General features: G+C 70.4%; 12 protein-coding genes. 2 read left to right on the top strand and 10 right to left on the bottom strand.

Going from position 1 to position 12,489, the window contains the following annotated elements; translation table 11 throughout:
- Positions 1 to 47 precede the first annotated feature (47 nt).
- The 10 genes from AB0O29_RS14215 to AB0O29_RS14170 are packed head-to-tail and all read right to left on the bottom strand — an operon-like array spanning position 48 to position 10,483.
- Positions 48 to 869 carry an NADH-quinone oxidoreductase subunit J gene (locus AB0O29_RS14215; RefSeq protein ID WP_365151190.1) on the bottom strand — a complete coding sequence of 274 codons (822 nt, stop codon included), beginning with the start codon at positions 867 to 869 and terminating at the stop codon, positions 48 to 50.
- Positions 866 to 1,486, bottom strand: coding sequence for an NADH-quinone oxidoreductase subunit NuoI (nuoI, locus tag AB0O29_RS14210; protein WP_365151187.1), 621 nt, complete (start codon positions 1,484 to 1,486; stop codon positions 866 to 868). The genes AB0O29_RS14215 and nuoI overlap by 4 nt, the downstream gene beginning before the upstream one ends.
- 3 nt (positions 1,487 to 1,489) lie before the next feature.
- Positions 1,490 to 2,875, bottom strand: coding sequence for an NADH-quinone oxidoreductase subunit NuoH (gene nuoH, locus AB0O29_RS14205; RefSeq protein ID WP_365151184.1), 1,386 nt, complete (start codon positions 2,873 to 2,875; stop codon positions 1,490 to 1,492).
- Positions 2,872 to 5,376: an NADH-quinone oxidoreductase subunit G gene (locus AB0O29_RS14200; protein ID WP_365151181.1), complete on the bottom strand. Its 2,505-nt coding sequence runs from the start codon at positions 5,374 to 5,376 to the stop codon at positions 2,872 to 2,874. Before AB0O29_RS14200 ends, nuoH begins: the two co-directional genes overlap by 4 nt.
- Complete coding sequence (nuoF, locus tag AB0O29_RS14195; RefSeq protein ID WP_365151178.1) at positions 5,373 to 6,737, bottom strand: NADH-quinone oxidoreductase subunit NuoF; 1,365 nt, start codon at positions 6,735 to 6,737, stop codon at positions 5,373 to 5,375. Before nuoF ends, AB0O29_RS14200 begins: the two co-directional genes overlap by 4 nt.
- Complete coding sequence (gene nuoE, locus AB0O29_RS14190) at positions 6,737 to 7,492, bottom strand: NADH-quinone oxidoreductase subunit NuoE (RefSeq protein WP_365151175.1); 756 nt, start codon at positions 7,490 to 7,492, stop codon at positions 6,737 to 6,739. The genes nuoF and nuoE overlap by 1 nt, the downstream gene beginning before the upstream one ends.
- Positions 7,489 to 8,826 carry an NADH-quinone oxidoreductase subunit D gene (locus tag AB0O29_RS14185; protein WP_365151172.1) on the bottom strand — a complete coding sequence of 446 codons (1,338 nt, stop codon included), beginning with the start codon at positions 8,824 to 8,826 and terminating at the stop codon, positions 7,489 to 7,491. Before AB0O29_RS14185 ends, nuoE begins: the two co-directional genes overlap by 4 nt.
- Entirely contained in the window at positions 8,826 to 9,557 is a 732-nt protein-coding gene (locus tag AB0O29_RS14180) for an NADH-quinone oxidoreductase subunit C (protein ID WP_365151169.1), read from the bottom strand. The genes AB0O29_RS14185 and AB0O29_RS14180 overlap by 1 nt, the downstream gene beginning before the upstream one ends.
- The gene (locus AB0O29_RS14175) at positions 9,554 to 10,108 is read right to left on the bottom strand and encodes an NADH-quinone oxidoreductase subunit B family protein (RefSeq protein WP_365151166.1); all 555 of its coding nucleotides are present in this window, start codon (positions 10,106 to 10,108) and stop codon (positions 9,554 to 9,556) included. Before AB0O29_RS14175 ends, AB0O29_RS14180 begins: the two co-directional genes overlap by 4 nt.
- A gap of 15 nt (positions 10,109 to 10,123) precedes the next feature.
- Entirely contained in the window at positions 10,124 to 10,483 is a 360-nt protein-coding gene (locus AB0O29_RS14170; protein ID WP_045946775.1) for an NADH-quinone oxidoreductase subunit A, read from the bottom strand.
- Positions 10,484 to 11,190: 707 nt separating this feature from the next.
- Here AB0O29_RS14170 and AB0O29_RS14165 point away from each other — a divergent pair.
- Positions 11,191 to 12,051, top strand: coding sequence for an NlpC/P60 family protein (locus tag AB0O29_RS14165; RefSeq protein WP_365151163.1), 861 nt, complete (start codon positions 11,191 to 11,193; stop codon positions 12,049 to 12,051).
- Between the two features lie 168 nt (positions 12,052 to 12,219).
- Positions 12,220 to 12,477 (top strand): hypothetical protein, encoded by a 258-nt coding sequence (locus AB0O29_RS14160; RefSeq protein WP_365151160.1) that lies wholly within the window; start codon positions 12,220 to 12,222, stop codon positions 12,475 to 12,477.
- Positions 12,478 to 12,489: the final 12 nt, after the last annotated feature.

The raw sequence follows: 12,489 nt of genomic DNA, 5'->3' as shown, positions 1-12,489 counted from the left end.
GCCGATGGTGAACAGCAGGGCGGCCAGGTACAGGTAGTTGACCGGATTCACTTCGAGGCCTCCTCTCGGGAGTCGCGGCCGAGGCGCTCCGCGGAGCGCTGCTCCAGCGCCTTGAGGTCGTCCAGGGCCTCGGTGGACACGTCGCGGATCTGGCCGCGGGCGCGCAGCGTCTTGCTGACGGTCAGCTCGGACGGGGTGCCGTCGGGGAGCAGGCCGGCGACGTCCACCGCGTTGTGCCGGGCGTAGACGCCGGGGGCCGGGAGCGGCGGGAGCTGGACGCCCTCGCGGACGCGCTTCTCGGCGAGCTCGCGCTGGGTGGCGGCCCGCTCGGTGCGCTCGCGGTGGGTGAGCACCATCGCGCCGACGGCCGCCGTGATCAGCAGGGCGCCGGTGATCTCGAAGGCGAAGATGTAGCGGGTGAAGATCAGCTGGGCCAAGCCCTCGACGTGCCCCGCGGAGTTGACCCGGCCGAGGCCGTTGAAGTGGGTCAGCTTCGCGTTGGCGAGGCCGGCGATCAGCAGGATGCCGAAGCCGAGCCCGCACAGGGCGGCCAGCCAGCGCTGGCCCTTGATGGTCTCCTTCAGCGAGTCCGCCGCCGTGACGCCGACGAGCATGACCACGAAGAGGAACAGCATCATGATGGCGCCGGTGTAGACGACGACCTGGACCACGCCCAGGAAGTACGCCCCGTTGGCGAGGTAGAAGACCGCCAGGACGATCATCGTCCCGGCCAGGCACAGCGCACTGTGCACGGCCTTCTTCATCAGGATGGTGCAGAGCGCGCCGATGACGGCGACGGTGCCGAGCACCCAGAACTGGACGGCCTCACCGGTGGAGGTCGTGGTGGCGGCGGCCGCGAAGGCGTTCATGCGCCGACCCCCTCGGCGGACGCCCCGTTCCCGGCGCCGTTCCCGGCCGGGACCTCGCCCTTGGAGACCGCCGTCTGCCGCTCGGTGCCGGGCGCGGCGCCCGTCACCAGGCCCCGGTAGTAGTCCTGCTCGTCCATGCCCGGGAAGATCGAGTGCGGGCTGTCGACCATGCCCTCGGTCAGCCCGGCGAGGAGCTGCTCCTTGGTGTAGATCAGCGACTCGCGGCTGGCGTCGGCCAGTTCGAACTCGTTCGTCATCGTCAGCGCCCGGGTCGGGCAGGCCTCGATGCAGAGCCCGCACAGGATGCAGCGGGCGTAGTTGATCTGGTAGACCCGCCCGTAGCGCTCACCCGGGGAGTAGCGCTCCTCCTCGGTGTTGTCCGCGCCCTCCACGTAGATCGCGTCGGCGGGACAGGCCCAGGCGCACAGCTCGCACCCGATGCACTTCTCCAGACCGTCGGGGTGCCGGTTGAGCTGGTGCCTTCCGTGGAAGCGCGGAGCGGTGGTCTTCTCCTGCTCCGGGTACTGCTCGGTGAGGCGCTTCTTGAACATGGCCTTGAAGGTCACGCCGAAGCCGGCCACCGGGTTCTGCCACTTTTCGGAGTTTTCGTCGGACACGTCTCAACCCTCCTCTCGGTCACTGTCGGCGTTCGTCCCGCCGCTGACGATCAGCTCGCGCTCGGCGCGGGGCCGCCTGCGCGGTACGGGTGCCAGGTGCTGGCCGGGCTTGGGCGGTACGGGGAACCCGCCCGCCATCGGGTCGAAGGGCTCGCCGGCCGCGGCCTTCCCCGCCTGCTCGGAGGCCGTCTTCTCGCGCTTGTCGCGGAAGTGGTCGGCGATGGAGGTCAGCAGCAGGATCGCCACGACGGCCCCGCCGACGTAGAGCACGATCTCCGAGAAGTCGTAGCGCTCGTTGCGCAGCGCCCGGACGGTGGCGACCAGCATCAGCCAGACCACCGAGACCGGGATCAGCACCTTCCAGCCGAGCTTCATCAGCTGGTCGTAGCGCACGCGGGGCAGGGTGCCGCGCAGCCAGATGAAGAAGAACAGCAGCAGCTGCACCTTGATGACGAACCAGAGCATCGGCCACCAGCCGTGGTTCGCGCCCGCCCAGTACGTGGAGATCGGCGCCGGGGCCCGCCAGCCGCCCAGGAAGAGGGTGACCGAGACCGCCGAGACGGTGACCATGTTGACGTACTCGGCCAGCATGAACAGCGCGAACTTGATGGAGGAGTACTCGGTGTTGAAGCCGCCGACGAGGTCGCCCTCGGACTCCGGCATGTCGAAGGGGGCGCGGTTCGTCTCGCCCACCATCGTGATCACGTAGATGATGAACGACACCGGCAGCAGCACGATGTACCAGCGGTCCGCCTGCGCCTCCACGATCGCCGAGGTCGACATCGACCCGGAGTAGAGGAAGACCGAGGCGAAGGCCGCGCCCATCGCGATCTCGTACGAGATCATCTGCGCGCAGGAGCGCAGCCCGCCGAGCAGCGGATAGGTCGAACCGGAGGACCAGCCGGCGAGGACGATGCCGTAGATGCCGACCGAGGCCACGGCCAGGACGTACAGCATCGCGATCGGCAGGTCGGTCAGCTGCATCGTGGTGCGCTGCCCGAAGATCGAGACCTCGTTGCCGGACGGGCCGAACGGGATCACCGCGATGGCCATGAACGCCGGGATCGCCGCGATGATCGGCGCCAGGACGTACACCACCTTGTCGGCCCGCTTGACGATGACGTCTTCCTTCAGCATCAGCTTCACGCCGTCGGCGAGCGACTGGAGCATGCCCCAGGGCCCGTGCCGGTTGGGACCGATGCGCAGCTGCATCCAGGCGACGACCTTGCGCTCCCACACGATGGAGAACAGCACGGTCACCATCAGGAAGGCGAAGCAGAACACCGCCTTGATGAGGACGAGCCACCAGACATCCCTGCCGAACAGGGACAGGTCCTCGGCGGCGAGGACGTGCGGCTGCTGCGCCGCGATGTGGGCGAGGCTGCTCACGCTCGCACCTCCTTGGCGGGGGCGTCCGGGGCCGGCGCCGGTCCGATGCGGACGAGGGCGCCGGGCAGTGCGCCGGTGTCGGCGAGGACGCCGGAGCCGGTGGAGTTCAGGGGGAGCCACACGACCCGGTCGGGCATCTCGGTGATCCGCAGCGGGAGTTCCACCGAGCCGGCCGGGCCGGTGACGGCGAGGAGGTCGCCGTCCTTGACGCCGGTCTCGGCGGCCGTGGGGGCCGAGAGCCGGGCCGCGGCCTCGTGCCGGGTCCCGGCCAGGGCCTCGTCGCCCTCCTGGAGCCGGCCCAGGTCCAGCAGCAGGCGGTGGCCGGCGAGTACGGCCTCGCCCGCGCCGGGCCGGGGCAGCGCCACCGGGTCGGTGGACCGCTCGGGGGCGAGGTCACCCTCCCAGGGGCCGAGCCGCTCCAGCTCCCGCCGTACGGCGTGCACGTCGGGCAGGGCGATCGGCCGGTCGGCGGCGTCGGCCAGCATGTGCAGCACGCGGGCGTCGGCCGGGGCGAGCCGGCGGGTCATCTGGTCGGGCTTGAGCGCGGCCTCGAACGGCCGGACGCGGCCCTCCCAGTTGATGAACGTGCCCGCCTTCTCGGCGACGGCCGCGACCGGCAGGACCACGTCCGCGTGGTCGGTGACCTCGCCGGGCCGCAGCTCCAGGGAGACCACGAAGGCCTCCTTCAGCGCGGTGCGGGCCCGCTGCGGGTCGGGCAGGTCGCCGACCTCGACGCCGGCGACGAGCAGCGCGCCCAGCTCACGGGCCGCGGCGGCCTCGACGATCTGGCCGGTGTCCCGCCCGTAGCGGTGCGGCAGCGCCTCCAGCCCCCAGGCGGTGGCGACCTCGTCGCGGGCCCGCGGGTCGGTGGCCGGGCGGCCGCCGGGCAGCAGGGACGGCAGCGCGCCCGCCTCGACGGCGGCCCGCTCCCCGGCGCGGCGCGGGATCCACACCAGCCGGGCGCCGGTCGCGGTGGCCGCCCGTACGGCGGCGGTCAGCGCACCGGGCACCCCGGCGAGCCGCTCACCGACGACGAGGACCGCCCCGGGCCTGCGCAGGGCCTCGGCCGCCTCGTCGCCGCCGGCCTCCAGGCCGGTGCGGGAGGCGAGGGCGTCCAGCCACTCGGGCTCGGTGCCGGGGGCGGCGGCCAGCAGGGTGCCGCCCGCCTTGGCCAGGCCCCGGGTGGCGAACGGCGCGAGCGCGTAGGTCTTCTGGCCCCGCTTGCGGTGGGCCTTGCGCAGCCGCAGGAAGACCCCGGGGGCCTCCTCCTCGGCCTCGATGCCGACGAGGAGCACCGCCGGGGCGGCCTCCAGGGAGGCGTAGGTGACGCCCGTGCCGTCGAGGTCCTTGCCGGTGCCGGCGACGGAGGCGGCCAGGAACTCGGTCTCCTCCGCGCTGTGCACGCGGGCCCGGAAGTCGATGTCGTTGGTGTCGAGCACCACCCGGGCGAACTTGGCGTACGCGTAGGCGTCCTCGACGGTCAGCCGGCCGCCGGTCAGGACGCCGGCCCGGCCGCGCGCGGCGTTCAGCCCGGCGGCCGCGGCCTCCAGGGCCTCGGGCCAGCTCGCCGGGGCGAGGACCCCGTCGGACCCGCGCACCAGCGGGGTGGTCAGCCGGTCGGGGCGCTGCGCGTAGCGGAACCCGAAGCGGCCCTTGTCGCAGATCCACTCCTCGTTGACCTCGGGGTCCTCGGCGGCGAGGCGGCGCATCACCTTGCCGCGCCGGTGGTCCGTCCGGGTCGCGCAGCCGCCCGCGCAGTGCTCGCACACGCTCGGGGAGGAGACGAGGTCGAAGGGGCGGGAGCGGAACCGGTAGGCGGCCGAGGTGAGGGCGCCGACGGGGCAGATCTGGATGGTGTTGCCGGAGAAGTACGACTCGAACGGGTCGCCCTCGCCGGTGCCGACCTGCTGGAGCGCGCCGCGCTCGAGCAGTTCGATCATCGGGTCGCCGGCGATCTCGTTGGAGAAGCGGGTGCAGCGCGCGCACAGCACGCACCGCTCCCGGTCCAGGAGCACCTGGGTGGAGATGGCGACGGGCTTCTCGTACGTCCGCTTGTGCCCCTCGAAGCGGGACTCGGCGTTGCCGTGCGACATCGCCTGGTTCTGCAGGGGGCACTCGCCGCCCTTGTCGCAGACGGGGCAGTCCAGCGGGTGGTTGATGAGCAGCAGCTCCATCACCCCGCGCTGGGCCTTGTCTGCGGCCTCGGAGGTGAGCTGCGTCTTGACGACCATGCCGTCGGTGCAGGTGATGGTGCAGGAGGCCATCGGCTTGCGCTGGCCCTCGACCTCGACGATGCACTGGCGGCAGGCGCCGGCCGGGGAGAGGAGGGGGTGGTCGCAGAACCGGGGGATCTCGATGCCGAGCTGTTCGGCGGCCCGGATGACGAGGGTCCCCTTGGGCACGGACAGTTCGGCGCCGTCGATGGTCAGCGTGACCAGGTCGTCCTGCGGCGGCTTGGAGGCCTCCCCGCCGCCTGCGGGGGCACTGGTGGCGACGGTCATGCGTTCACCTCGGAGTTCTTGGCCGGACCGTCGGCCCAGAGGGTCGACTTCCGCGGGTCGAAGGGACAGCCCTTTCCGGTGATGTGCCGCTCGTACTCCTCGCGGAAGTACTTGAGCGAGGAGAAGATCGGGCTGGCCGCGCCGTCGCCGAGCGCGCAGAAGGACTTGCCGTTGATGTTGTCGGCGATGTCGTTCAGCTTGTCGAGGTCGGACATGACGCCCTTGCCGGCCTCGATGTCGCGCAGCAGCTGGACCAGCCAGTAGGTGCCCTCGCGGCAGGGGGTGCACTTGCCGCAGGACTCGTGGGCGTAGAACTCGGTCCAGCGGGTGACGGCGCGCACCACGCAGGTGGTCTCGTCGAAGCACTGCAGGGCCTTGGTGCCGAGCATGGAGCCGGCCGCGCCGACGCCCTCGTAGTCGAGCGGGACGTCGAGGTGCTCGTCGGTGAACATGGGCGTGGAGGAGCCGCCGGGGGTCCAGAACTTGAGCCGGTGCCCGGGGCGCATGCCTCCGCTCATGTCGAGGAGCTGGCGCAGGGTGATGCCGAGGGGGGCCTCGTACTGGCCGGGTCCGGCGACGTGCCCGGAGAGGGAGTAGAGGGTGAAGCCGGGAGACTTCTCCGTCCCCATCGCCTTGAACCAGTCCTTGCCCTTGTTGAGGATCGCGGGAACCGAGGCGATGGACTCGACGTTGTTCACGACGGTGGGGCACGCGTAGAGGCCCTCGACCGCGGGGAAGGGGGGACGCAGCCGGGGCTGGCCGCGCCGGCCTTCGAGGGAGTCGAGCAGCGCCGTCTCCTCGCCGCAGATGTACGCGCCCGCTCCCGCGTGCACGGTGATGTCGAGGTTGCGTCCGCTGCCGTCGATGTCCTTGCCGAGGTATCCGGCCGCGTACGCCTCGCGCACGGCCTCGTGCAGCCGCCGCAGCACGGGGACGGTCTCACCGCGCAGGTAGATGAAGGCGTGCTCCGAGCGGATCGCGTAGCAGGCGATGATCATTCCCTCGACGAGGGAGTGCGGGTTGGCGAAGAGGAGGGGGATGTCCTTGCAGGTTCCCGGCTCCGACTCGTCGGCGTTCACGACGAGGTAGTGCGGCTTGCCGTCGCCCTGCGGGATGAACTGCCACTTCATCCCGGTGGGGAAGCCGGCTCCGCCGCGTCCGCGCAGTCCCGAGTCCTTGACGTAGGCGATCACCTCGTCCGGGGTCATCGCGAGGGCCTTGCGCAGGCCCTCGTAGCCCTCGTGGCGCCGGTAGGTCTCCAGGGTCCAGGACTCCGGCTCGTCCCAGAAGGCCGACAGGACGGGCGCGAGCAGCTTCTCCGGGCTCGTGCCGTTCTTGCTGAGTTCGGTGGACACCGACATCACTCCCCTCCCTCGGTACCGGTCTCGGCGCGCGGGCGGACGACCGGGGCGTGCGGGGACTCGCCCCGGGCGATGCGCAGGCCGATCAGGGAGGCGGGGCCCGCGCCGCCGCTCGCCTCCACCGCGCCCTCGCGCTCGTCGGGGAAGCCCGCCAGGATCCGGGCGGTGTCCTTGTACGTGCACAGCGGCGCGCCCCGGGTCGGCTCGACCGGGCGGCCGGCGCGCAGGTCGTCCACGAGGGCCTTGGCGGACTCGGGGGTCTGGTTGTCGAAGAACTCCCAGTTGACCATCACCACGGGGGCGTAGTCGCAGGCCGCGTTGCACTCGATGTGCTCCAGCGTCACCTTGCCGTCGGGGGTGGTCTCGTTGTTGCCGACCCCGAGGTGCTGCTTGAGCTCGTCGAAGATGGCGTCGCCGCCCATCACCGCGCACAGGGTGTTGGTGCAGACGCCCACCTGGTAGTCGCCGCTCGGCCCGCGCCGGTACATCGTGTAGAAGGTGGCGACCGCGGTGACCTCGGCGGTGGTCAGGCCGAGGACCTCGGCGCAGAAGCGGATGCCGGTGCGCGAGACGTAGCCCTCCTCGGACTGCGTCAGGTGCAGCAGCGGCAGCAGCGCGGAGCGGCTGTCGGGGTAGCGGGCGATGACCTCCTGTGCGTCCGCTTCCAGCCGGGCGCGCACCTCGGCGGGGAAGTCGGGGGCGGGGAGCTGCGGCATCCCGAGGCTGACGCCCGTATTCACTGCATCGGCCGTCATCGGTCGACGCCTCCCATCACGGGGTCGATGGAGGCGACGGCGACGATGACGTCGGCGACCTGGCCGCCCTCGCACATCGCCGCCATGGCCTGCAGGTTGGTGAAGGACGGGTCGCGGAAGTGGACCCGGTAGGGGCGGGTGCCTCCGTCGGAGACCACGTGGACGCCGAGTTCGCCCTTGGGGGACTCGACGGCCGCGTACGCCTGGCCGGCGGGGACCCTGAAGCCCTCGGTCACCAGCTTGAAGTGGTGGATGAGGGCCTCCATGGAGGTGCCCATGATGTTCTTGATGTGGTCGAGGGAGTTGCCGAGGCCGTCGGGGCCCAGGGCGAGCTGCGCCGGCCAGGCGATCTTCTTGTCGGCGACCATGACCGGTCCCGGCTCCAGCCGGTCCAGGCACTGCTCGACGATCCGCAGCGACTGGCGCATCTCCTCCAGGCGGATCAGGAACCGCCCGTAGGAGTCGCAGCTCTCGGTGGTGGGGACGTCGAACTCGTAGCCTTCGTAGCCGCAGTACGGGTCGGTCTTGCGCAGGTCGTGCGGCAGGCCGGCCGAGCGCAGGATCGGTCCGGTGGCGCCGAGGGCCATGCAGCCGGCGAGGTCGAGGTAGCCGACGTCCTGCATGCGGGCCTTGAAGATGGGGTTGCCGGTGGCGAGCTTGTCGTACTCCGGCAGGTTCTTCTTCATCGTCTTGACGAACTCGCGCAGCTGGTCGACCGCGCCCGGGGGGAGGTCCTGGGCGAGGCCGCCGGGGCGGATGAAGGCGTGGTTCATGCGCAGGCCGGTGATCAGCTCGAAGACGTCGAGGATCAGCTCGCGGTCCCGGAAGCCGTAGATCATGATCGTGGTCGCGCCGAGTTCCATGCCGCCGGTGGCGATGCACACCAGGTGGGAGGAGAGCCGGTTGAGCTCCATCAGCAGGACGCGGATGACGGTGGCCCGGTCCGGGATCTGGTCGGTGATGCCGAGGAGCTTCTCGACGCCGAGGCAGTAGGCCGTCTCGTTGAAGAACGGCGTCAGGTAGTCCATGCGCGTGACGAAGGTGGTGCCCTGCGTCCAGTTGCGGAATTCGAGGTTCTTCTCGATGCCGGTGTGCAGGTAGCCGATGCCGCAGCGGGCCTCGGTGACCGTCTCTCCGTCGATCTCCAGGATCAGGCGCAGCACCCCGTGGGTGGAGGGGTGCTGCGGTCCCATGTTGACGACGATGCGCTCGTCGTCGGCCTTGGCGGCCGACCGGACGATCTCGTCCCAGTCGCCGCCGGTGACGGTGTAGACGGTGCCTTCGGTGGTCTCGCGGGAGGACGCGTGGTCAGCGGTGTTGGGGGTGTTCGACATCAGCTGTACGACCTCCGCTGGTCGGGAGCCGGGATCTGGGCGCCCTTGTACTCGATGGGGATGCCGCCGAGCGGGTAGTCCTTGCGCTGCGGGAAGCCCTGCCAGTCGTCCGGCATCATGATCCGCGTGAGCGCCGGGTGGCCGTCGAAGACCAGGCCGAAGAAGTCGTAGGCCTCGCGCTCGTGCCAGTCGTTCGTCGGGTAGACGGTGACGAGCGAGGGCAGGTGCGGGTCGCCGTCGGGCACCGACACCTCCAGCCGGATGATCCGGCCGTGGGTGAGGGAGCGCAGGTGGTAGACGGCGTGCAGCTCGCGGCCCTTGTCGTCGGGGAAGTGCACCCCCGAGACCCCGGTGCACAGTTCGAAGCGCAGTGCCGGGTCGTCGCGGAGGGTGGAGGCGACCCGCGGGAGGTGCTCGCGGGCGATGTGGAGGGTCATCTCGCCGCGGTCGACGACGACCTTCTCGATCGCGTTCTCCGGGAGCAGGTCCTGCTCCTCCAGGGCGCCTTCGAGCTCGTCGGCGACCTCGTCGAAGTAGGAGCCGTAGGGGCGGGAGCTCGCGCCGGGCAGGGCCACGGTGCGGACCAGGCCGCCGTAGCCGCTGGTGTCGCCGCCGTTCCGGGCGCCGAACATGCCCTTGCGGACGCCGATCACCTCGGGTCCGGCGGCGGCCGTCCGGGGGGCGGGGACGTGGTTGCCGTTGCCGTTCTCCACGGCCGGTTCGTCGCTCACCGCAGCAGCCCCTTCATCTCGATGATGGGGAGGGCCTTGAGGGCAGCCTCCTCCGCCTCGCGCGCCGCCTCTTCCCGGTTCACGCCGAGCTTGGAGCCCTGGATCTTCTGGTGGAGCTTGAGGATCGCGTCCATGAGCATCTCGGGACGGGGCGGGCAGCCGGGGAGGTAGATGTCCACCGGGACGATGTGGTCGACGCCCTGGACGATCGCGTAGTTGTTGAACATGCCGCCCGAGGAGGCGCAGACCCCCATGGAGATGACCCACTTGGGGGCGGGCATCTGGTCGTACACCTGCCGCAGCACCGGCGCCATCTTCTGGCTGACCCGGCCCGCGACGATCATCAGGTCGGCCTGCCGCGGGGAGCCGCGGAAGACCTCCATGCCGAAGCGGGCGAGGTCGTAGCGGCCGGCGCCGGTGGTCATCATCTCGATGGCGCAGCAGGCGAGGCCGAAGGTGGCCGGGAAGACGGATGCCTTGCGCACCCAGCCCGCGGCCTGTTCGACGGTGGTCAGCAGGAAGCCGCTCGGCAGCTTCTCTTCCAGTCCCATGGAAAATTCAGCCCCTCAGTCCCATTCCAGGCCGCCGCGGCGCCAGACGTATGCGTAGGCGACGAAGACGGTGAGCACGAAGAGCAGCATCTCGACGAGCCCGAAGATCCCCAGGGAGTCGAAGGTGACGGCCCAGGGGTAGAGGAAGACGATCTCGATGTCGAAGACGATGAAGAGCATCGCCGTGAGGTAGTACTTGATGGGGAAGCGACCGCCGCCCGCGGGCATGGGGGTGGGCTCGATGCCGCACTCGTACGCTTCAAGCTTCGCCCGGTTGTACCGTTTTGGGCCGATCAGCGTGGCCATGACCACGGAGAAGATCGCAAACCCTGCGCCGATGGCGCCGAGCACGAGGATGGGTGCGTAGGCATTCACGCTCCTCGCTCCTTCCAGTCGTCCTTGACCGTTGGTCGCATGTGAGGCAGTTCACAAGCCAGACTGGTGCGCATCTTATGCCTGCCGGTCTGTGATCTGCGACACGGGTAACAACACCGAGTTTGTGATCTCCACCACCTGACGAACGATCATGAAGGCTGATGAGTGCCGATCTTCGTACGCAAGGCATCCACATGATCACCAAAGGTGACATCCGACCCCGTCACCGCAGGTGAAGGCGGGCTTGCACTATCAAACTGTGGGCGCTACAGGCAAATTGGCTACGGGGTGGTCCGGGTGATAAGGGAATCCGCCTCCCCCGCCCGGGGGGTCCGGTGGTACCGAAGTGGACGCCACGCTCCGCGACGGAGGGATGTGCATCCGTTCACGAACCGCACGGCGAGTTCACGGTCGGATCACAGACCGGCCACAGCGCCCTCACGGCGGCAGGTAACTGTGACCTGCGACACATGGATCATGGGCCGCAAAAAGGAGGCTTGGCCATCTGTACGGGGGGATGGTAGGCGTGGATCAATTCGGACTTATTGCTGAAAGCCCATGATCACAGCCTTGTGAAGGGGTGTCCGATACGTCCGTTACGGCGTCAATAAGAGGCGCGGCGCGCCCGGTTGCACGGCTTTCCCCGCAACTGTGGCGCACACCACGTTTCTTGAAGGTGACCCTGCACCCCTGATAGCGGTATTCCCATGTCCCACACCGCTCACATACCCAGCCACCGGAAGCCCCGCCGTAGCGCCTCGAAGCTCGCGGTCCGCGCCGGAGTTGCCGGTGGCGTCCTCAGCACCCTGGCCATGGCCGGCACCGCGAGCGCGTCCCCGTCTACCGAGCCCGTGGCCGAGACGACGCTGGAGATGCCGGTCCTCAGCCTGGACCTCGGCACCGAGGTGTCCAACGCGGTCAACACGGCCGCCGAGAACACCCGCGTCGCCGCCGTCGAGGCCGCCGTCACCGGCGAGCTGAACGCCCAGGAGGAGAGCGCCCGTACGGGTGCCGCCGCCGAGGCGAAGCAGGCGAAGGAAGACGCCACGAAGGTCGCGGAGCAGAAGGCGAAGCAGGAGGCCGACCGCAAGGCCGACGCCGAGCGCGCCAACCGCAGCTCCGGCCGTTCCTCCCTGACCAGCGCCTCCGCCTCCGACGACGGCAGCGGTGCCACCGTCAAGGGCGGCTCCAGCAGCGGCCGCTCCTCCGCCACCGGCTCCGCCGCGGCCATCATCAACTTCGCCTACGCCCAGATCGGCAAGGCGTACGTGCTGGGCGCCACCGGCCCCAACGCGTGGGACTGCTCCAGCCTGGTCCAGGCCGCCTACCGCCAGGCGAACATCTCCCTGGACCGCGTCTCGCAGGACCAGTCCGCCTCCGGTACCGCGGTCTCGCTGAGCAACCTCCAGCCGGGCGACATCCTCTACTGGGGCCCCCGCGGCAGCGCCTACCACGTCGCCATCTACGTCGGCGGCGGCAAGTTCGTCGGCGCGCAGAACCCCAGCACCGGCATCGTCGAGCGCTCGCTGAGCTACGACATGCCGACGGGCGCCGTCCGCATCCTCTGACGCATCCGGTTCCGCGAGGTCCGGTACTCCCCCGCTCGGGGGCGGAGTACCGGACCTTCGGCATGCCCGGACTCCCGCCCCGTGGACGGCCGGTGCGGAATCCGGGGCGGCCCTGCGAAGATGGGCGCGTACCCCGGCCCCGCAGCGATTCCCTGAGGTGGTGATCCCATGAGCGGAACCCCGTGCGAGGAACAAGGCGACGACGGCACCGCCCTCCCCGCCGCCCTCGGCCTGGGCCTGCTGGCGTTCGGCGGATGGCTGCTGACCACCGCCCGCCCCTGGCAGAAGCCCGGCACCCCGCTGACCCTGGGCCTCGGCTGGACCGTCTCCGGCGCGCTCCTGCTCGCGGGCCTGGGCCTCCTGACCCGCTGCGTCCGCACCGTCCACGGGGCCCCGGAGCCCGCGCGGGAGCCCACGGACGACTGAACCGCCCACCGG

The sequence above is a fragment of the Streptomyces sp. NPDC089915 genome (assembly GCF_040684675.1).
Taxonomy (GTDB): Bacteria; Actinomycetota; Actinomycetes; order Streptomycetales; family Streptomycetaceae; genus Streptomyces.
This window is presented reverse-complemented; position numbering and strand designations above follow the sequence as displayed.

Coding starts and splice junctions, on each gene's coding strand:
- AB0O29_RS14215 (WP_365151190.1), bottom strand. CDS start 869: ATGAACGCCTTCGCGGCCGCCGCCACCACGACCTCCACCGGTGAGGCC.
- AB0O29_RS14200 (WP_365151181.1), bottom strand. CDS start 5,376: ATGACCGTCGCCACCAGTGCCCCCGCAGGCGGCGGGGAGGCCTCCAAG.
- nuoF (WP_365151178.1), bottom strand. CDS start 6,737: ATGTCGGTGTCCACCGAACTCAGCAAGAACGGCACGAGCCCGGAGAAG.
- nuoE (WP_365151175.1), bottom strand. CDS start 7,492: ATGACGGCCGATGCAGTGAATACGGGCGTCAGCCTCGGGATGCCGCAG.
- AB0O29_RS14185 (WP_365151172.1), bottom strand. CDS start 8,826: ATGTCGAACACCCCCAACACCGCTGACCACGCGTCCTCCCGCGAGACC.
- AB0O29_RS14175 (WP_365151166.1), bottom strand. CDS start 10,108: ATGGGACTGGAAGAGAAGCTGCCGAGCGGCTTCCTGCTGACCACCGTC.
- AB0O29_RS14165 (WP_365151163.1), top strand. CDS start 11,191: ATGTCCCACACCGCTCACATACCCAGCCACCGGAAGCCCCGCCGTAGC.
- AB0O29_RS14160 (WP_365151160.1), top strand. CDS start 12,220: ATGAGCGGAACCCCGTGCGAGGAACAAGGCGACGACGGCACCGCCCTC.